The organism is Sulfitobacter noctilucicola, from assembly GCF_000622385.1.
Lineage (GTDB): Bacteria > Pseudomonadota > Alphaproteobacteria > Rhodobacterales > Rhodobacteraceae > Sulfitobacter > Sulfitobacter noctilucicola.
In genome coordinates this window covers 1,778,651-1,797,288 of the sequence record NZ_JASD01000008.1, presented here as the reverse complement: position 1 = coordinate 1,797,288, position 18,638 = coordinate 1,778,651, and the positions used below count along the sequence as shown (strand labels likewise).

Annotated in this window: 17 protein-coding genes; 6 read left to right on the top strand and 11 right to left on the bottom strand. The window is 58.9% G+C overall.

Annotated features, from left to right (window positions below):
• Positions 1 to 3: 3 nt before the first annotated feature.
• Genes Z946_RS0112445 through Z946_RS0112430 form a run of 4 tightly spaced genes read right to left on the bottom strand, consistent with a single transcriptional unit; the run spans position 4 to position 2,906 of the window.
• Entirely contained in the window at positions 4 to 609 is a 606-nt protein-coding gene (locus Z946_RS0112445) for a pyridoxamine 5'-phosphate oxidase family protein (protein ID WP_025056062.1), read from the bottom strand.
• Complete coding sequence (locus tag Z946_RS0112440; protein WP_025056061.1) at positions 602 to 1,327, bottom strand: lysophospholipid acyltransferase family protein; 726 nt, start codon at positions 1,325 to 1,327, stop codon at positions 602 to 604. Before Z946_RS0112440 ends, Z946_RS0112445 begins: the two co-directional genes overlap by 8 nt.
• Positions 1,327 to 2,232 carry a cell division protein FtsX gene (locus Z946_RS0112435; protein WP_025056060.1) on the bottom strand — a complete coding sequence of 302 codons (906 nt, stop codon included), beginning with the start codon at positions 2,230 to 2,232 and terminating at the stop codon, positions 1,327 to 1,329. Before Z946_RS0112435 ends, Z946_RS0112440 begins: the two co-directional genes overlap by 1 nt.
• On the bottom strand, positions 2,229 to 2,906 hold the full coding sequence (locus tag Z946_RS0112430) for a cell division ATP-binding protein FtsE (protein WP_025056059.1): 678 nt from the start codon (positions 2,904 to 2,906) through the stop codon (positions 2,229 to 2,231). Before Z946_RS0112430 ends, Z946_RS0112435 begins: the two co-directional genes overlap by 4 nt.
• 163 nt (positions 2,907 to 3,069) lie before the next feature.
• Between Z946_RS0112430 and Z946_RS0112425 the strand changes: the two genes are divergently transcribed.
• Positions 3,070 to 3,918: a zinc-ribbon domain-containing protein gene (locus Z946_RS0112425; protein WP_025056058.1), complete on the top strand. Its 849-nt coding sequence runs from the start codon at positions 3,070 to 3,072 to the stop codon at positions 3,916 to 3,918.
• 9 nt (positions 3,919 to 3,927) lie between these two features.
• On the opposite strand, the gene Z946_RS0112420 is transcribed toward Z946_RS0112425, so the two are convergent.
• From Z946_RS0112420 to argH, 5 genes are all read right to left on the bottom strand, one after another.
• Positions 3,928 to 6,561, bottom strand: a complete 2,634-nt coding sequence (locus Z946_RS0112420; RefSeq protein ID WP_025056057.1) for a TIGR02302 family protein — start codon at positions 6,559 to 6,561, stop codon at positions 3,928 to 3,930.
• A 37-nt stretch (positions 6,562 to 6,598) separates the two neighbouring features.
• Complete coding sequence (gene lysA, locus Z946_RS0112415) at positions 6,599 to 7,864, bottom strand: diaminopimelate decarboxylase (protein ID WP_025056056.1); 1,266 nt, start codon at positions 7,862 to 7,864, stop codon at positions 6,599 to 6,601.
• Between the two features lie 51 nt (positions 7,865 to 7,915).
• A complete protein-coding gene (locus tag Z946_RS0112410; protein WP_025056055.1) occupies positions 7,916 to 8,233 on the bottom strand; it encodes a DUF2834 domain-containing protein in 318 nt (105 codons plus the stop codon).
• Positions 8,234 to 8,401: 168 nt separating this feature from the next.
• On the bottom strand, positions 8,402 to 8,581 hold the full coding sequence (locus tag Z946_RS0112405) for a hypothetical protein (protein WP_025056054.1): 180 nt from the start codon (positions 8,579 to 8,581) through the stop codon (positions 8,402 to 8,404).
• Positions 8,578 to 9,969 (bottom strand): argininosuccinate lyase, encoded by a 1,392-nt coding sequence (gene argH, locus Z946_RS0112400; RefSeq protein ID WP_025056053.1) that lies wholly within the window; start codon positions 9,967 to 9,969, stop codon positions 8,578 to 8,580. The genes Z946_RS0112405 and argH overlap by 4 nt, the downstream gene beginning before the upstream one ends.
• 22 nt (positions 9,970 to 9,991) lie before the next feature.
• Here argH and Z946_RS0112395 point away from each other — a divergent pair, with 22 nt between their 5' ends.
• Positions 9,992 to 10,561: a TlpA disulfide reductase family protein gene (locus Z946_RS0112395; protein ID WP_025056052.1), complete on the top strand. Its 570-nt coding sequence runs from the start codon at positions 9,992 to 9,994 to the stop codon at positions 10,559 to 10,561.
• Between the two features lie 47 nt (positions 10,562 to 10,608).
• Here the strand turns inward: Z946_RS0112395 and Z946_RS0112390 are convergent, their stop codons facing one another.
• Entirely contained in the window at positions 10,609 to 11,685 is a 1,077-nt protein-coding gene (locus Z946_RS0112390; RefSeq protein WP_025056051.1) for a Hint domain-containing protein, read from the bottom strand.
• 353 nt (positions 11,686 to 12,038) lie between these two features.
• Between Z946_RS0112390 and Z946_RS0112385 the strand changes: the two genes are divergently transcribed.
• From Z946_RS0112385 to Z946_RS0112370, 4 genes are all read left to right on the top strand, one after another.
• A complete protein-coding gene (locus tag Z946_RS0112385; protein ID WP_025056050.1) occupies positions 12,039 to 12,566 on the top strand; it encodes a winged helix DNA-binding protein in 528 nt (175 codons plus the stop codon).
• 60 nt (positions 12,567 to 12,626) lie between these two features.
• Complete coding sequence (locus tag Z946_RS0112380) at positions 12,627 to 13,508, top strand: glucosamine kinase nucleotide-binding domain-containing protein (RefSeq protein WP_025056049.1); 882 nt, start codon at positions 12,627 to 12,629, stop codon at positions 13,506 to 13,508.
• Positions 13,505 to 14,641, top strand: a complete 1,137-nt coding sequence (gene nagA / locus Z946_RS0112375) for an N-acetylglucosamine-6-phosphate deacetylase (protein WP_025056048.1) — start codon at positions 13,505 to 13,507, stop codon at positions 14,639 to 14,641. Before Z946_RS0112380 ends, nagA begins: the two co-directional genes overlap by 4 nt.
• A gap of 161 nt (positions 14,642 to 14,802) precedes the next feature.
• The gene (locus Z946_RS0112370) at positions 14,803 to 16,137 is read left to right on the top strand and encodes an aspartate aminotransferase family protein (RefSeq protein ID WP_025056047.1); all 1,335 of its coding nucleotides are present in this window, start codon (positions 14,803 to 14,805) and stop codon (positions 16,135 to 16,137) included.
• 80 nt (positions 16,138 to 16,217) lie between these two features.
• On the opposite strand, the gene Z946_RS0112365 is transcribed toward Z946_RS0112370, so the two are convergent.
• Positions 16,218 to 18,485 carry an adenosylcobalamin-dependent ribonucleoside-diphosphate reductase gene (locus Z946_RS0112365; protein WP_025056046.1) on the bottom strand — a complete coding sequence of 756 codons (2,268 nt, stop codon included), beginning with the start codon at positions 18,483 to 18,485 and terminating at the stop codon, positions 16,218 to 16,220.
• Between the last annotated feature and the right edge of the window lie 153 nt (positions 18,486 to 18,638).

Below are 18,638 nucleotides of genomic sequence, written 5' to 3'. Positions count from 1 at the left end.
TGCTTACCACATGGTGTCTGCGGCGCGCGCGCCCCATGCCGCGTCGTAGGGTGCTCCGCCCTCCTCGCCGCTGGTCATCTCGGCCAAAATCTCACCGACACTGGGCAGATCGCCGCTTTCATCGACGCCGGACCACGTCGCCGATCGCATCAACGCCCGTGCGCACTGCGTATAGATCTCGGCAATCTGTATGACGATCACTGTTGCCGGTTGCCGCCCGTTCTTATCAAACCGCGCTCGCAGCACCGCATCATCCGTCAGAAACGCCTGACCGTTCACCCGCACCACGTTGTTCGATCCCGGCACCATGAACATGCACGACACACGCCCGTCCTCGACAATATTGCGCAGTGAATCGAGCCGGTTGTTCCCGCGCCAGTCCGGCATCGCCAGCCGGTGCACGTCCAGCTCTTCGACCACCGGCCCATCATCCCCGCGTGGACTGCCATCGGTGCCGCGCGCGCCAACTGTGCTGAGCACACAGAACTTCGACGACATAATCCATTTGCGATACAGCGGTGTCATCTGTGTCGCGACCTTGCGCAATGCGGGTGCACCGGGCTGACCGTAAAGCGCTTCCAGTTCTTCAATCGCGCCGATTTTATGCATCAGCCTGCCATCCGGCTTCGGCCAGCAATCTGTTGGATGCGGTTTCAACCCGGCTTTCAAGTTCGGCCATGAACGCCGCCTTTTCCAGCCCCGGCTCAATCGGGGGCAAAAACTCCACCACCGCTAGACCGGACCGGCGGTAAAGTCCCCTGCGTGGCCAGAAGTATCCGGCGTTCGTGGCGACAGGAATACAAGACTGCTTGAGCTGTCCATAAAGCACAGCCGTTCCCACCTTGTAAGGAATATGAGCGCCCGGTGCGACGCGCGTGCCTTGCGGGTAGATCACGATCTGGCCCGGCTCGATCCGCCCTGCGTTCACGTCTTCCATCATCTTGGAGATCGCCTTGCCGCGTTTGCCACGGTCCACCGCGATCATTTGCATACGCTTGGTGTATTGCCCGATCACAGGCGTCCAGAGAATCTCGCGTTTCATGATAAACTTGGCGCGGGGCAGCGCATGAAAGATCATCATGATATCCAGGAACGACTGGTGCTTTGCCCCGATCAACACCTCGCCCTGAGGCACGTCACCACGAACTTCACAGCGAAGGCCGATCAGCCATCGCGCGCTCCACATACACCATGCGGCATAGGTTTTGCAGGCCGTATAGGCGCCGGTCTTTGAAAACATCGCCCAGGGTGCAAAGACAAGGCCGATCACCGGCATCGCAATGGTTGCCTGCACGATATAGATGATGGAGCGGACCCACTGTAGCATTATGAAAGCTCTCCCAAAGTGCGGCGGGCTGCGCTGCGCGTCGCGGCAAATGCCACTGCCCCTGCGAGCGGCGGAATAAGCAAGGGCAAAATCCAGTGCGCCCCGCGAAATCCGAGACCTGTCAGGAATCCGCCCACTTCTGAGGCAGAGGGCAGGAACAACACCGCAATCATCGCGATCACTGTTCCAACTGCAGCACCTGACAAAGCCCGCAGTGTGAAGCGGCGGATAAAGGCCAGTGCGATATAGTCATCCGTTGCACCGACCAAGCGCAGCACGCGAATGACCTGCGCATTGGCCGCAAGGGCCGCGTGGGCGGCAAGGGTAATCATGGCGGCCACGGCAGCGGCGATCAGCACGATGGAAACCCATCCGAAAAGCCGCAGGCGTTGCGCGGCTTCGACCAATGGTGCGCGCCAGCGTCCATGGTCATCGAGCACGGCACCAGGTACCTCTGCCGCCAGCCGCAAACGCAGACCCGCAGCATCGATGCCCGCGTCATCTTCGATCACTTCAATCAGGCGTGGTACCGGCAGGGTATCAAGCGCCAGATCATTTCCGAACCAAGGCGCAAGCAATGCCTGTTGTTCCTCATCACTGAGCGCACGCGCCTGCGCGACGCCGCGTGTGGTTTGCAAGATACGCAAGGCCGCATCTGTTTGCGCGGCGCGTTGATCAAGCGGTGCAACAATACGGATCGTCGCAGAGCGGGCCAGCTCTTCGCCCCACCGATCAGCAAGCCGGCCTGCAGCCAGTGAAAGCGCCAGCGCGAAGACCGCCAGAAAAGCCATGGCACCCGATGCAAAGAGCGTTAGTTGCGCGGTGAAACCGGAGGGCGGCACCACACGATCGGCATTGCGATCACCCGCAAGTAGGGCACGTATGCTGGCGAGGGTCAGCTTCACAAATCCGCTCCGGCAAGTTGAATGCGACGATTGGCGATGCGGAGCACACGGGCCTGCACATGCGCTTTGGTGGCGCGGATCAGACTAAGGTCATGAGTGGCGATCAGCACCGTTTTGCCCATTTTATTCAGTTCGATCAGCAACCGCAGCAGGCGTTGCGACATTTCCCAGTCGATGTTGCCCGTAGGCTCGTCTGCAAGAACAACGTCAGGTGACATGATTACAGCGCGGGCCAATGCAGCCCGTTGCCGTTCACCACCCGACAGTTCGGGCGGCAAGGCATCGGCACGATTGGTCAGCCCGACCCACGACATCAACTCACCCAGATCTCCCCCTGCTGCTTCGGCGTGACGACCCGAAACCGTAAGAGGCAGCGCGATGTTGTCGGTCACGTTCAGATGGTCAAGAAATTGCACGTCCTGATGCACGACACCGACACGGCGCCGGATGACAGCAATATCATCACGCTCCAGCCCGCGCACATCCGCGCCGAACAGGCGCACGTGGCCAGCGGTCGGCAAAAGCGCACCGTAGCATAATTTCATCAAAGTCGTTTTACCGGCGCCCGAAGGGCCGGTAAGAAAATGAAAGGAACCGGGTGCAAGTTTGAGCGAAATGTCGGACAGCAGTTCGCCGCCGCCATAGCTATACGCCACATTTTCAAGGTCGATCACGTATTCACCCTATATCACCGCATCTGTTGTGCCTGAGCACCGCAGGGGATTCAATGCGGCACTTCTGATGATTGGCGACAGTTAGCGCTTTTCCTAGGGTATTGTTGACCATATGCTGTTCTTAATGTGCAAATATTGTTGTGAATGAGTTACGGTATACAAGATGAGGCTGACCTGTCCAAATTGTGATGCACAATATGAAGTGCCTGATGAGGTGGTGCCAACCGCCGGACGTGATGTGCAGTGTTCAAATTGTGGTCAGACGTGGTTTCAATACCATCCAGATAACGAACCCGAAGAAGCTCAAGACATCGAAGAAACGCTAAGCGTTGACGCACCTGCACCTGATGAGGAAGTCTCGCCGCCTCCGCCGCCTGTTTTGCCCAGTACCGAACCCGTTCGCAAAGAGCTTGACCCGGCGGTTGCGGACATCCTGCGTCAGGAGGCCGAAGCAGAGTTCGAAGCGCGGCGTAAACGTCAGTCCGAACCGCTGGAAAGCCAACCGGAACTGGGACTGGATGCAGCCGAGCAACCACCCGCAACACCGATTGTGCCGCAGGATGATCCGGACACCCGCGCGCATGAAGCCAAGAAACGTATGGCGCGGATGCGTGGCGAGCCCGAGCCGAAAAGCGCAGAAGCTGCTGCGGCCGCCGCTGCGATATCATCTCGGCGCGAGTTGTTGCCCGACATCGAAGAGATCAACTCAACCCTGCGCAATGACACGGTGTCCAACAACATGGATGCCGATGCACGCGAGGAATTGGGTGCGGGCGGAGGCACAAAGAAGAAAGGTTCTTTCAAGCGCGGGTTTCTAACCGTTGTGCTGATCGCGCTGGTTCTTTTGCTGCTTTATATTTACGCCGACCAGATCGCGCAGGCGGTGCCTGCGCTGGAAGGTATCATGACGTCCTACGTTTCCGCTATTGATGCGATGCGGACCGGGCTGGACAGCCAGGTCCGGTCGCTGCTTGGCTGGCTTGATAGCAAGGCGACACAGTCCGAAGGCTGAACCAGTTTTTTAGAACCGGTCAAGTAAACGGTTAAGGTAATCACGTTCTTCTTCAGGGCGCTCGGTCTCTCCCGAACGTCTGCGGATTTCATCCAAAAGATCGCGTGCACGTCCCGCACCACCCGGCCCCATTGAAAGTGGTCCGTCAGAACTACTCGGTCCGTTGTTGCCCTGTTCGCGCCCCAGCGGGTCACGGTTGTCAGCGCGGCGGTCTGATTCGGCTGTGCCCTGACCGGGCTGCTGGTTCTGCTGCTCCTGCGCCATGGCTTCTCCTAGTGACCGCATGCCTTCGCGCAAGGCTTCCATCGCTTGTGCCTGATTGTCGATGGCTTCGGCAAGATCGCCGTCGCGCAGAGAATCCTCGGCCTGATCCATGGCACGGCCAGCACGGTCCAGCGCATCGCGCGCCGCATCACCGCCCGGCGTGCCCTGACCGGGCAGACGTTGCTGCTGACGGCGCAGTTCGTCGCGCAGCGCCTGCTGACGTTGGGCCAGCCCTTCTTCACCTTTGCCGAACCCCTCGCCCTGTTCACCGCCTTCGGGTGTCTGTCCGTTCTGGCCTTGTTGCTGGCCCTGACCTTCGCCCTCACCTTGCTCCTGGCCCTGACCCTGTCCTTGGCCCTCGTGGCTTTCGCCACGGCCCTGACCACCGTTGCGTCCTTCGTTGCCCTGATTTTCACCAGCCTGCGCGTTCGGGTTGAACTGTTCCTGCAGGTCACGGAATGCCTGATCGCTGAGGCCCTGCTGATCGCGAAGCGTGTCGGCCAGCCCTTCCATGGCTTCCTCGCCGGGTGACTTTCCGCCCTGCCCTTGCTGGCCTTCGGTCACGCGCATATTTTCCATCATCTCTTGCAGTTGCTGCAAGGCTTCAGCGGCTTCGGCCATGCGGCCTTCTTCCATCAGCTCCTGAATGCGGTCCATCATGCGTTGCAGGTCATCCTGCGTCATTTGCATGCTTTCGCCTTGTTGCTGTTGCTGCTGCTCCTGTTGCCCTTCTTGTGCCTGCTGGCGCTGTAACTGGCGCATGTATTCATCTGTGGCGCGGCGAAGCTCGTCCATCAGTTCCGCAATTTCTTCGTCAGAGGCACCGTTTTTCATCGCCTCCTGCAACCGTTCTTGTGCACGGCGCAGACGTTCCAGCGCATCTGCGAGGACACCTTCCTCGAGTTCCAGCGCCAGTCCCCACAGGTCTTCGGCCAGTTCATCCTGAACTTCATCGTCCAATCCATAACGCGTACGAATTTCCAACCGCTCGATCAGGCGGCGGATGCGCAGGGCGGTGGTGTCACTGCTGAACACATCCTGCGGACGGTAGGATACGGCGCGCAGAACCTGTGCGGCACGGGGGGCATTCGACTTGGACCACAACAGATCACGGCGCATTTCAATCAGCGCTGCGGCGGAAGGATTAAAAAAGCGCCGGCCCGGCAGGATCATATCCTGCGGAACGGTCTCCGCCTGCTGCTCGGCAGCGTCAAGGACAGACAGGCTAAGCTTGACCGGCAGGTTCGCCCAAGGGTGCTTGGAAAAATCTTCGATCAGGTTCTCTTCGAACGCGTTCCGATTGCCGGCAATAGGCATGGGCAGCGGCACAACGATCTGGTCACGCGGATCAGGGTCCACTGTCAAACCATAGCGCCGGTCGACAGCAGTCAGATCAAGCACAAAGCGCGCCTCACCTGCTTCGACACCGTAGTCATCACTGGACGAGAACGGCAGACGCATCTCGCCAAGGGCGGCAACGTCCGGCGCGCCCAGAACGTCGACCATTGGCGGGGCGTCGGGACGCATGGTCACATCCCATTTGCGGCCACCGGGTCCTTCGACGGCGATTGTACCCTCCTGCACAACTGCAAAATCCTGCGCCGCATCGGAAGCAGCTGGCAGATCAGCCGTGCGGCCCGACACCGTCTCGGCGAGCGTCAGCGCTCCCACTTCTCCGTAAAAGCGCAGTGTGATCAGCGTTCCTTTGGGCAGATCAAGCGGGCCTTCGTCGAGGTCGTTTAGATAGAGTGTCGGGCGTCCGGTGTAGCGCGGCGGCTCCGCCCAGCCTTCCCAGACGGGGCCATCGGCCAACCCGCCTGCGATCGGACCCATGCCAGCGACAGAACCCACACGCCAGACAGAGCCGAAGATCAGTGCAACTGCAAAGGCCAGTACCGCGACAAAGCGCAGTGCATATGGGTCGCGGTCTGACACCCGCAAGTCCGCCTTGACGGGTCCTGCGGCAGCGGCGCGTTCCGCCATGCGGGATTTATGTGCGCGCCAGACAGCCATGGATGCATCATCTTCGGCACCAATCGCCGGATCATCCAACAATGCCTGAATGGGTCGCCCCGGAAGACTGGCATCCAGCCTTTCCAGCGCGGCAGTCCGTGAGGGAATGCGAAAGCGGCGCAGGGCATAAACCAGCGCCATCACGAAACAAATCGCCGCTAGGATCATACCGCCCCAGACTACTTCGACCGAGACGGAATCCTGTGCGCCCATCATCAGCGCGGCAAGCACCACAAGGACCACCGTCATCAAAGGCCAAAGCGCCTGCACCAGATTTTCGGCCAGCATGCCAGCCCAGGTCAGGCGCAGCGGCCACCGCAGCTTTGCCATGCTGTTGCGCAGATCATTGGGGGTAAACGTGCTCATCACATAGGCTCCCTGACGGCCACAAAGCACAATAGCCCTACAACCATTCAGGAATGGTATCGCGATTTATCATTTCGTCAAAGGTTGGACGTGCGCGGATAACCGCGAATTGATCATCTTTCACCAAAACCTCCGGAATTAGAGGCCGCGAGTTGTATTCGCTACTCATAACCGCGCCATATGCGCCGGCTGAACGGAAGGCGACCAGATCACCGGCGCTGAGCGGGGGCATCAGGCGCTGTTTGGCAAAGGTATCGCCGGATTCGCAAACCGGACCGACGATATCAATCGGCGCGGGCTCCACACCCGGTGCAGGCTCAATCACCGGTACAATCTCGTGGTGCGCTTCGTACATCGCGGGGCGGATCAGATCGTTCATCGCGCCATCGATAATCAGGAAATCACGCCCCTCACCCGATTTGACGTAGATCACCTCGCTCACCATCAGGCCCGCGTTGCCCGCAATCAGCCGTCCGGGTTCAATCTCGACCTCGCAGCCCAGATGGCCCAGAGTCCGCTTGACCAAAGCACCATAATCGGACGGCAAAGGCGGCGCTTCGTTCGTGCGCTCGTAAGGGATACCCAAACCGCCCCCCAAATCGAGGCGTGTGATGGTGTGACCATCTGCACGCAAAGCTTCGGTCAGCTCGGCGACCTTCTGATAGGCCAGCTCGTAGGGGGCAAGGTCGGTCAGTTGTGATCCGATGTGCACGTCGATGCCAATTACGTCCAAGCCCGGCATCGCGGCTGCCATCGCGTAAACTTCGCGCGCGCGGGCGATGGGGATGCCAAACTTGTTCTCCGATTTGCCGGTGGCAATCTTGGCGTGTGTTTTGGCGTCCACGTCCGGATTAACCCGCACGGTGATCGGTGCCACCACGCCCAATTCCCGAGCGGTTGCATCCAGAATGACCATCTCCGGCTCACTCTCTACGTTGAACTGGCGGATGCCGCCTTCCAACGCGAGGCGGATTTCATCACGGGTTTTTCCAACGCCGGAAAAGACGATCCGGTCGCCCGGCACGCCGGCTGCACGCGCACGGCGGTATTCACCACCCGATACCACATCCATGCCTGCGCCTGCCTGCGCCAAAGTCTGCAACACCGCCTGATTGGAATTGGCTTTCATCGCATAGCAAACGAGGTGATCCATCCCCTCCAGCGCATCATCAAAGGCGCGAAAATGGCGCAGCAGCGTTGCGGTTGAATAAACATAGAACGGCGTGCCAACGGCTGCCGCGATCTCGGATATGGCCACGTCTTCCGCAAAAAGCGCGCCGTTACGATAAAGGAAATGATCCATGTTTCACTAGGCCCTTAAACTTAATTCCGCCCGAACTAGCAGGCGCGGCGCTTACTTGACAGGTGCGGTGCGCAAAAACAAATACAGCGGCAGTCCGCAACTCACACCGATGCAAAAGGTGGCTGGAATGGCGATGAGTGCAATCCAGTTCCGGCGCACTGCTACCTCGGCGATTATCCAGACTGTCAAAGTGATTGCCGCAATGGTCAGATCCCAGACAAGACCGCTTGCGGCGGTGTTGACGTGCCATGCATCGACCATGGCCCAGATGTCATAGCCGTTCGTATTAAACCAGCTGATGAAATAATACATCGGGTGGATCGCACCCCAGATGGCAAGGCCAAGGTAGATCATGCGCAAAGCGGACATGTCAGAAACTCCTGATGACGCCGACCCTCGCATCCCCTGAGACGTGAATACCGGGGGTGTAATTGCTGGGCTGCTGGCGGGTATCGGGGTGACGGTTGTGTGTGCTGTCAGGATGCGGCGGGCCGCAGGCGGCCAAGGTCAGAACACACCCTGTTATCAGCGCACGCATCATAGGCCCACGCCCATGGTCACTGTCACAGGACCCTGGTTCACCCCGACACGTGCCATGCCGGAAACACCGGCATCAGACAGGGTGATGGTTGCGTCACGCGTTGGCGTCACCGGCTCGCCGTCGGCACCGCAGGCAGCGATGCCAAGTGCCGTGATGCAAGCCATGAAAATTCTCATGCCAACAAACCTTTCCATCGTTCAATCTGTGCGCGGACCTGTGCGGGTGCCGTGCCTCCATAAGACATACGCGAGTTCACCGAATTTTCCACTCCAAGGACGTCAAAAACGCTTTCGTTGATGTCGGCGTGAACCGATTGCATCTGCGCCAGCGTTAGATCCGGCAAATCGCAGCCCTGCTTTTCAGCCATCCCGACCAGCGTGCCGGTGATGTGATGTGCGTCGCGGAACGGCAGCCCAAGCACGCGCACCAGCCAATCGGCCAGATCGGTCGCGGTCGAGAACCCGCTGCCCGCCGCCGCAGCAAGCTCAGCACGGTTTCCGGTCATGTCGCGCACCATGCCTTCCATCGCGGCCAGCGCGATCATCAGGTTGTCCGCCGCATCAAAGACCTGTTCCTTGTCTTCCTGCATGTCCTTTGAATAAGTGAGCGGCAGCCCCTTCATCACGAGCATCAACGCCGTGTTCGCACCAAAGATGCGCCCCACCTTCGCGCGGATCAGTTCTGCGGCGTCAGGGTTTTTCTTTTGCGGCATGATCGACGAGCCCGTCGAGAACCGGTCCGACAGCGTGACAAAGCGGAATTGAGCAGAGGACCAGATCACCAACTCCTCTGCAAAGCGGCTGAGATGCATCGCGCAGATGCTGGCACAGGAAAGAAACTCCAGCGCGAAATCACGGTCCGCCACAGCGTCCAGGCTGTTGGCCGCAGGACGGTCAAACCCAAGCGCCTGCGCTGTCATCTCGCGATCAATCGGGAAGGACGTTCCCGCCAAAGCAGCGGCCCCAAGCGGGCTTTCGTTCATCCGCGCCCGCGCATCGCGCACACGCGACAAATCGCGCCCCAGCATTTCGACATAGGCCATCATGTGATGCCCCCATGTGACGGGTTGTGCTGTTTGCAAGTGGGTAAAGCCGGGCATGACCCAATCGGCACCCGCTTCGGCCTGTCCGAGAAGCGCCTGAATAAGGGCGACAAGCCCCCCCTCAAAGGCATCAAGCTGGTCGCGCACCCAAAGTTTGAAGTCTGTGGCGACCTGATCGTTCCTGCTCCGACCTGTGTGCAAGCGGCCCGCAGGCTCTCCGATCACTTCTTTCAGACGTGCCTCCACGTTCATGTGGATGTCTTCGAGCGCCGTGGAGAATTCAAAGGTCCCGCCTTCGATCTCTGACAAGATCGTGAGCAAGCCTTCCCGTATCGCCTCGGCATCGCTATCAGTAATGATACCGGTCGCGGCCAGCATCGCGGCATGGGCGCGGCTTCCGGCGATATCCTGTGCGGCCATCCGCTTGTCAAAGCCGATCGAGGCGTTGATCGCCTCCATGATCGCGTCGGGACCGGCAGCAAAGCGGCCGCCCCACATTTTGTTGGAGGTGGTGTCAGTCATGAAGAAACCCTCGGAGGGACGAATGAAAAAAGTCTTACTCGGCCTCGTGTATACGGCCCTTTTGACCAGTGCAAATGCAGCGCTTGCCGCAGGTCCCGACATTCTGTCGATCCGTGACGGAGACATGAAGAAACTGATCGTCCACAGCACACCCGAAGCGACCTCTGATGCGGCTTTTCAACTGGCCGATGATGCAGGCAAAGGGACGCTTGCGGACTATAAGGGGAAGTACGTTCTGGTAAATTTCTGGGCCACGTGGTGTGCGCCTTGCCGCAAGGAAATGCCACAGCTTAACGCGCTGCAAAAAGAGTTCGGCGGTGCCGATTTCGAGGTGCTGACCATCGCGACCGGGCGCAATTCGCCTCAGGGGATCAAGAAGTTTTTCGCCGAGGCAGGGATCGACAGCCTGCCGCGCCATCAGGACCCAAAGCAGGCGTTGGCCGCACAAATGGGGGTCTTCGGCTTACCGATCACAGTGATTCTCGACCCTGAAGGGCGCGAGATCGCACGGCTGCGGGGCGATGCCGACTGGTACAGTGATGATGCGAAAAAAATTATTGAGACGCTTGTGAAAAGCCGCACAGACGGCTGACCTCAGAGGGGGCCGCGCCGCAGTTTATGCGGCACGCGCCCGTAAATCTATGCTGCGTGGTTCAGTATTGCCGCTTCGGATGCAGACAATTTGCGCCGTGCAAAGCTGCCGTAGGTGTGCGGATCAAACTCAAGCTCGGGATGATTGGCCAGAAGACGGGCACGGTCCACTTCGCTGAGTGTGCTGAGTGCTGCTGACGCGGGATGGAAGCTTTCGGTTTCCACGCCGTTTGCCCACATCACCTGATGACGATCGAACAGCAGATGCACATAGGTGACCTCGCGCATTTTCAAATCGACCGTAACGGTATCGCCGTTGATCAGGTCTTTGGCCGCGACGAGCACTTCTGGTGTGTTGAAAAGCTCTTGCGCGACGGCACCCTTGACCAAAATGCGGTGTTCCGGAGAGACGATCAGATCCTCATCTGGGATGCCGTTACTGAACATACCCGAGGAAATACGCACGGGGCGGAGTTTGGGCATCGCGAAAAGGCGTGCGCCGGTCATCCGGCGACTGCCGATCCAGCGGACAGGCTGGCTGCCGTTGTCTTTTGTCTGCACCAGATCGCCTTCGCGCAAATCCTCGATCAGCATCAGACCTTCGGGCGTCTGGATACGTGTGCCGGGCGTAAAGCAAATGACGCCGCCGCTGCCGTCTGAATCCAGATCATTCGGCATCGAGCCCAATGTGTGATGTACGATCCAGAGGTCGCAATTGCGGGGCGGGATTTCATTGAGAAACATCAGGAGCGGCTGGTTGCCGCCGCCGACTTCGATCAGCGTCACGGTGTAGCTTTTGCCACCGTCCGTAACGACAAAGCTGTTATCCATCAAAGGTGAGTGATCCAGCGCTTCTTTTTGCTGATCCGAAAGCTGGGGTGCTTCTTTATCCAACGCCGCACCGACCAGCCGGTGCACCATGCGTGCCGCTCGTTTGCGAAGTTTATCTGCGCCGTCTGCCTGATCCAGCCGCAAAACGTCCGATGGTCCATCCACCCGGATGGCATCCCCGCGCCATGCCCATGCCGCACCTATTTTTAGGTTTTGCAGCGGGGCGGCATCAAGGCCGTCTAGTTCTGTTTGCGACCAGCTGATGACAAACGTGCCTCGAAAGCCCGTTTTCATTGCTCGTTCTGCCTGCCTCAGTTTTTATTAAAGAAAGATTAACAAATGAGACCTGAGCTTGGAAGTCGCTTTTTGTGACAATTTCCAATGCGTTGCGGAATTCTGTTAAAGAAGCATTCCCGCATGACGCGAAAATCAATATGTTGATATTTCCACAGCCTCATCCACCATATGCAGCATAAGTCGACCGTACATCTGACGGGACGTCATTTTAGAATCCGTGGTAGTGGAAGCACGTTTACCCGCTATGATTGCGCAGACTGCTTGCCATATCGCTGGGTTGGAGTGTCTGGTCACGCTTGTAAATCGTTTACAATTCGCTAACGTCAAGGGGGTCAACTCCGTGAGGTTCTATGCCCAACTCGTCCCGCCCCCTGCCCGAACGCCGCATCGTGTCGTCCCGCCATCTTGCAGAAGGAGAGGGCTGGGAAGCATCTGAACTCGAATACGGCATGATAATTGCCTACAATGCTTTCACCCGTTGGATGGCGCGTTGCATGACGGCGGCAGGAAATGCGGAACTGACACCGCTTGAAATACTGGTTCTGCATAACACCAACCACCGGGGACGCGAAAAGCGGCTGACCGATATCTGTTTTCTGCTTAACATCGAAGACACGCACACAGTTAATTATGCCCTGCGCAAGTTGTTGAAATCCGGTTTGCTTGCTTCCGACAAGCGCGGAAAAGAAGTGTTTTATCGCACATCCGAAGAAGGGGCCGCGCTGTGTGAAGCGTACCGGGCTGTGCGCAAGAGCTGTTTTCTGGACGGGTTGAGCCGTGTCGACACCACTGGCGACGATCTGCGCGAAATTGCAGCAGGTCTGCGTGCCATTTCGGGCCAGTACGATCAGGCAAGTCGCGCAGCGGCATCGCTATGAGCAAAACACCATGCACAACGGCTCTGGGCTTTTGGCGCAAGCCCGCCTTATAACAAGATTATGAAGACGACGCAGCAATCCGTTCTTGTCGCCGCGGATGGCGGGGGTACCGGCTGTCGTGCCTGCGCGGGCACGATCGAAGCGGGCATTTTGGGACAGGCCGAAGGCGGTCCCGGCAATGTTCACAGCAACTTCGAAAATGCGATCCGCAATCTGACGGGTGCGGTCACAGAAGCCTTGCAGCAAGCCGACCTAGGTCATGTACCACTTGATCAGATCACAGCACATTTTGGCGTGGCGGGCGCACATTCCGACGTGGAAATGGAAGCCGTTCGGGCCGCTCTGCCCTATGGCCGTTCCAGTGTCACAGGGGACCGCGCCACTTCGGTCAGGGGCGCGCTGGGTGATACAGACGGGTATGTTGTTGCCCTTGGCACCGGCACCATCGTGGCACGCCAAAAGGCTCTGGGCTTGCATACGGTCGGCGGTTGGGGATTTGACATATCGGATCAGGCATCCGGGTCGTGGCTGGGCCGTCATCTGCTTGAGCAGATCGTTATGGCAGAAGACGGGTTGCGGGCGCATAGTCCGTTGACCGAAAAGGTTCTGTCCGATCAGGGTGGTCTGATTGACATGATCTATTTCGCATCGTCAGCGGCGCCCGGTGATTTTGCAAAACTTGCCCGCGATGTGATCGAGCATGCAGCGCAAGGTGATGCGGTCGGTCAGGAACTGATGAAGAAGGGCGCGGATTATATCATCCACTGCCTGCGGACGCTCGGCTTTCAGACAGGCGACCAACTGGCGCTCGCGGGCGGGGTTGGCCCGCATTACCGCAATTATCTGCCTGCCGAGATGGTCGAAAATGTGATTAAGCCCCGCGGCACTGCGCTTGATGGCGCTTTTGCGATGGCGTGGCAAACCGCGCTGGCGAACACATGAAACAGTCACTGGCGCTGGTCGGTGCAAATGTCTTTGACGGAACGCAAATTCTGACAGCGCAAGCTGTGATCGTCGAGGGCAATGCGGCCAAGGTCGTTCCCGAAACGCAGATCTCCAAAGACACGCGCCAGATCAACCTTGATGGCGGCACGATCATGCCGGGGTTTGTCGATCTTCAGGTGAATGGCGGTGGCGGGCTGATGTTCAATAGCGCGCCGACCGTTGAAACCGTCGAGATCATGGCGCAGGCGCATATGTCGCTCGGCACGCGAGCGTTCCTTCCGACGTTGATCACCGACAGGCCCAAGATCACTGCGGCAGCGATTGAAGCCGTCCGGCAGGCCGTGCGCGGCGGTGTCAAAGGGGTCGCCGGACTTCATCTTGAGGGGCCGCATCTGAACGTCGTCAAGAAAGGTGCGCATGACGCCGGGCTGATCCGCGCCATGACGACCGACGACATGAAGGTGCTGCTGGACGCCGCTGACAGTCTGCCGAACCTCATGGTCACACTGGCCCCCGAAACTGTCTCCCTTAGCGATATCAGCACCTTGGCCGACGCAGGGGTGATTGTGTCGCTGGGCCACAGTGACACCGACTACGATACCGCAATGCGCGCGTTTGATGCCGGTGCCCGCTGTGCCACCCATCTGTTCAACGCGATGAGCCCGCTGACAAGCCGTGCGCCTGGGTTGGTCGGGGCCGCCATGAGCCACCCACAGGCCTCCGCCGGATTGATCGCAGACGGCGTTCATGTTCACCCCGCCACGATCCGCCTTGCGCTGGCCGCGCATAAAGGACCCCGAGACATCTTTGTAGTGACCGATGCAATGGCCTGTGCAGGGTCCGATATCACCCACTTCGAACTGAACGGCCGGCAAATCAAACGGGCGGGTGGTCGCCTGACCCTGTCTGATGGCACGCTGGCCGGAGCGGACGTCACCATGGCGCGATCTCTCGACGTCCTGATTAACGATGTGGGAGAGCCCCCTGCCCGCGCTTTGTCGCGCACTACGACGGTACCTGCGTCAATGCTGCGCGACGTCGGGAATGCGGCGTCTTTGCCTGCACAGGTTGACGACATGATCCATCTTGGCGCAGATTTCAGCGTTACTCATCTGGCTGATGTCATCTGACGTAACGCCCGCAGAGGGGTTCGCGCAGATACCATCTTTTGGTTTCGATCCACGCGTTGCAGATGTTCCGAGACAGATCATCCGAATTGAGCGATACTGCCTGTCTGAGATACCATTCACGCGCTTGGCGGGAAAAAACTCGCCCCATTCGGAGAAACCAGATGAGCCACGTTTTGCGCCGCACCTTGACCGGAGATCAGCCCACCATCGTTAGGGGTGAAGGGGCCTATCTGATCGACAGCACGGGCAAACGTTATCTGGATGCCTGCGGAGGTGCGGCGGTGTCCAGTCTGGGCCATGATAACCGTGCCGTGCGCGATGCCGTCGCGCGGCAGATGGAAACACTGTCGTTTGCCCATACAGGTCTGTTCACCAACGAACCCGCTGAAGAGCTTGCGGATTTTTTGGTCGCGCGTGCGCCGCAAGGTACAGGTGAAGGGCGCGTCATGTATCTGGGCAGCGGATCGGAAGCGATGGAGGCGGCGCTGAAACTGGCACGCCAATATCATGTGGAGCGTGGAGAGCCGCAGCGCGCCAAGATCATTGCCCGCGCCCCCAGTTATCATGGCAACACGCTTGCCGCGCTGTCGGTCAGCGGCCACGCAGGCCGCCGCGCACCTTTCGCACCATTGCTGATTGATGTGGAGCATATCGATGCGGCTTATGCCTACCGGTTCCAGCGAGATGCCGAAAGCGAAGCTGATTTTGCACGGCGCATGGCCGATCAACTGGAAGAGCGTATTCAGGCGCTTGGCCCGCAAAATGTTGCGGCTTTTGTGGCAGAACCGGTCGTTGGTGCCTCGCTCGGCACCCAACCCGCACCAGCGGGCTATTTCAGACGCATCCGCGAGATTTGCGACCGTCACGGCGTTCTGTACATCGCAGACGAGGTGATGTGCGGGATGGGCCGCACAGGTTCGCTTTTTGCCTTGGAGCAGGAAGGGATTTGCGCCGACATCACCACCATGGCCAAAGGCCTGGGCGCGGGCTACCAGCCGATTGCCGCCGTTATGGCGTCGGAAAAAGTTGTCGGTGCGATTTTGGGCGGCAGTGGCAAGCTGTGGAACGGCCATACTTACATGAGCCATGCCGTCGCGACCGCAGGTGCGATGGCCGTGATGCGCGAGATAGAAGACCGCGATTTGTTGAGCGCTGTGCGCAAGCAGGGTGCCCGTCTGGAGGCGGGACTGCGCGCGCGGCTGGAAGACCACGCACATGTAGGTGATATTCGTGGCCGTGGATTGTTCTGGACCGCGGAAATCGTTCAGGACCGCGCGTCAAAGAAACCCTTTGATGTGTCGCTGAACCTCGCCGGTCGAGTGCTGAACGCTGCAAAGGACGCGGGCGTGATCTGCTATCCGTCACAGGGCTGTGCAGACGGCACCGCTGGCGATCACGTCTTGCTGGCCCCATGCTTCACATCAACGGACGCTGAAATTGATCTGATCGTTGAGGTGATGGCCAACGCGATTGATACCGAGACTAGCCGTATTTAACGCTTATCGTAGGTACCGGCTGGTACTTTGTATTAGGAGGGACAACGGCCAAATACTGGACACGTTGCCCCCCGCTCAATTCAGCCGCACTTGGAATGCCCGCAGGAGCCGCAGGTCATGCAGCCTTCGACCATGCGAAGGTCGTATTGGCCGCAGCTGGTGCAGGCTTTGCCACGCGGGGCATCAAGGCCTACGACTTTGGCCTGCGGATCGGTCTTAAGGCCCATACCCTCGCCCGCGATGAAACCCGTCGCGATCATATGTTGTTCGATCACGCCGCCGATGGCTGCCAGAATTGACGGGATGTATTTGCCGCCCATCCATGCGCCGCCGCGCGGGTCAAACACGGCCTTTAATTCTTCCACCACGAACGACACATCGCCGCCCCGGCGGAAGACGGCAGAGACCATGCGGGTCAGTGCAACGGTCCAGGCGAAGTGCTCCATATTTTTGGAGTTGATGAACACCTCAAACGGGCGGCGGTGGCCGTTCAGCACGATGTCGTTGACCGTGATGTAGATTGCGTGCTCGCTGTCGGGCCATTTGACTTTGTATGTGTTGCCTTCCAGTTCTTCGGGACGGTCAAGCGGTTCGGACATATAGACGACCTCGCCACCTTCCTGCACTGGCACAGGCTTGTCGGCTTTCGTGTCTTCGGAGACGCTAAGGACGGAGCCGGTTACATCGTTGGGCCGGTAAGTTGTGCACCCTTTACAGCCGGTGTCCCATGCTTCCATGTAGACGTCTTTAAAGGCATCGAAACTGATGTCTTCGGGGCAGTTGATGGTTTTTGAAATGCTGCTGTCGACCCACTTTTGTGCGGCCGCCTGCATTTTAACGTGGTCCAGCGGTGGTAGGGTCTGGGCGTTCACAAAGTAATCAGGCAAAGGCGCGTCACCTTTGAGCTCGCGCCACATCTGGACAGCGTAATCCACGACTTCCTCTTCGGTGCGCGATCCGTCTTTTTGCAGAACCTTGCGGGTGTAAGCATAGGCGAAGACCGGCTCGATCCCGCTGGAGACATTGCCCGCATAGAGGCTGATCGTTCCTGTGGGCGCGATCGAGGTGAGCAGCGCGTTGCGGATGCCGTGGGTGCGGATCGCGTCGCGCACATCGTCGTCCATCTGCTGCATTGTACCGGACGCAAGGTAGGCCTCTGCGTCAAACAGCGGAAATGCGCCTTTTTCTTTGGCAAGGTCGACGCTGGCCAGATAGGAGGCACGGGCAATTGCTTTAAGCCATGCCTCTGTCTGGGCGGCGGCCTCATCAGAACCATAGCGCAAGCCGACCATCAGCAGCGCATCAGCCAGCCCCGTAACACCAAGACCGATGCGGCGCTTGGCCTGTGCTTCGGCGGCTTGGGCGTCGAGCGGGAATTTGGAGACATCGACGACGTTGTCCATCATGCGCACTGCGGTGGCGACGAGTTCCTGCAGGGCCTCTTCGTCAAGTTTGGCCGCGTCATCAAAGGGGTTTGCCACCAGACGGGCAAGGTTGATCGACCCGAGAAGGCAGGCACCATAGGGCGGCAAGGGCTGTTCACCGCAGGGGTTGGTGGCTGCGATCGTTTCACAATAGCTCAGATTGTTTGCCGCATTGATCCGGTCGATAAAGATCACGCCCGGCTCTGCGTAGCTATAGGTGGCCTGCATGATCGTGTCCCACAGATCGCGAGCTTGCACGGTGCGGTAGACTTTACCGTCAAATGTCAGGTCCCAGGAGCCGTCTGCCTTGACCGCTTCCATGAACGGGTCAGTGATCAATACGGACATATTGAACATGCGCAGGCGGGCGGGGTCGGATTTGGCGGCGATGAAATCTTCGACGTCCGGGTGGTCGCAGCGCATCGTCGCCATCATCGCACCACGGCGCGACCCTGCCGACATGATTGTACGGCACATGGCATCCCAGACATCCATAAAGCTGAGCGGGCCGGAGGCATCCGCAGATACGCCCAGAACGTCGGCCCCCTTTGGCCGGATGGTGCTGAAGTCATACCCGATGCCACCACCCTGCTGCATGGTCAGGGCTGCCTCTTTGAGCATGTCAAAGATACCACCCATGCTGTCAGGTACGGTGCCCATCACAAAGCAGTTGAAGAGTGTCACGCGGCGCGCGGTGCCGGCACCCGCGGTGATACGTCCGGCAGGCAGGTATTTGAAATCTTCCAGCGCGGTATAGAATTTCTCTTCCCAGGCGGCGGAGTCTTTTTCCGTTTGAGCCAAATCGCGGGCGATGCGCCGCCATGTATCCTCGACCGTTACATCGCGGGGCGTGCCATCGGCATCTTTGAAGCGGTACTTCATATCCCAGATTTGTTCGGCGATGGGGGCAGCAAAACGGGTCATGACGATTCTTTCAATTCAACAGGGAAGGAAGCCAAACTAACAAACTTCGGATGCGGTGGCTACCGGCGATTGGTGCGACATACTACCAGACTTTGATCTTTGTGGCGGAACAGCTACCTTATCTCGTGGCTCAGGGGTGAGTCTGTGGATAAC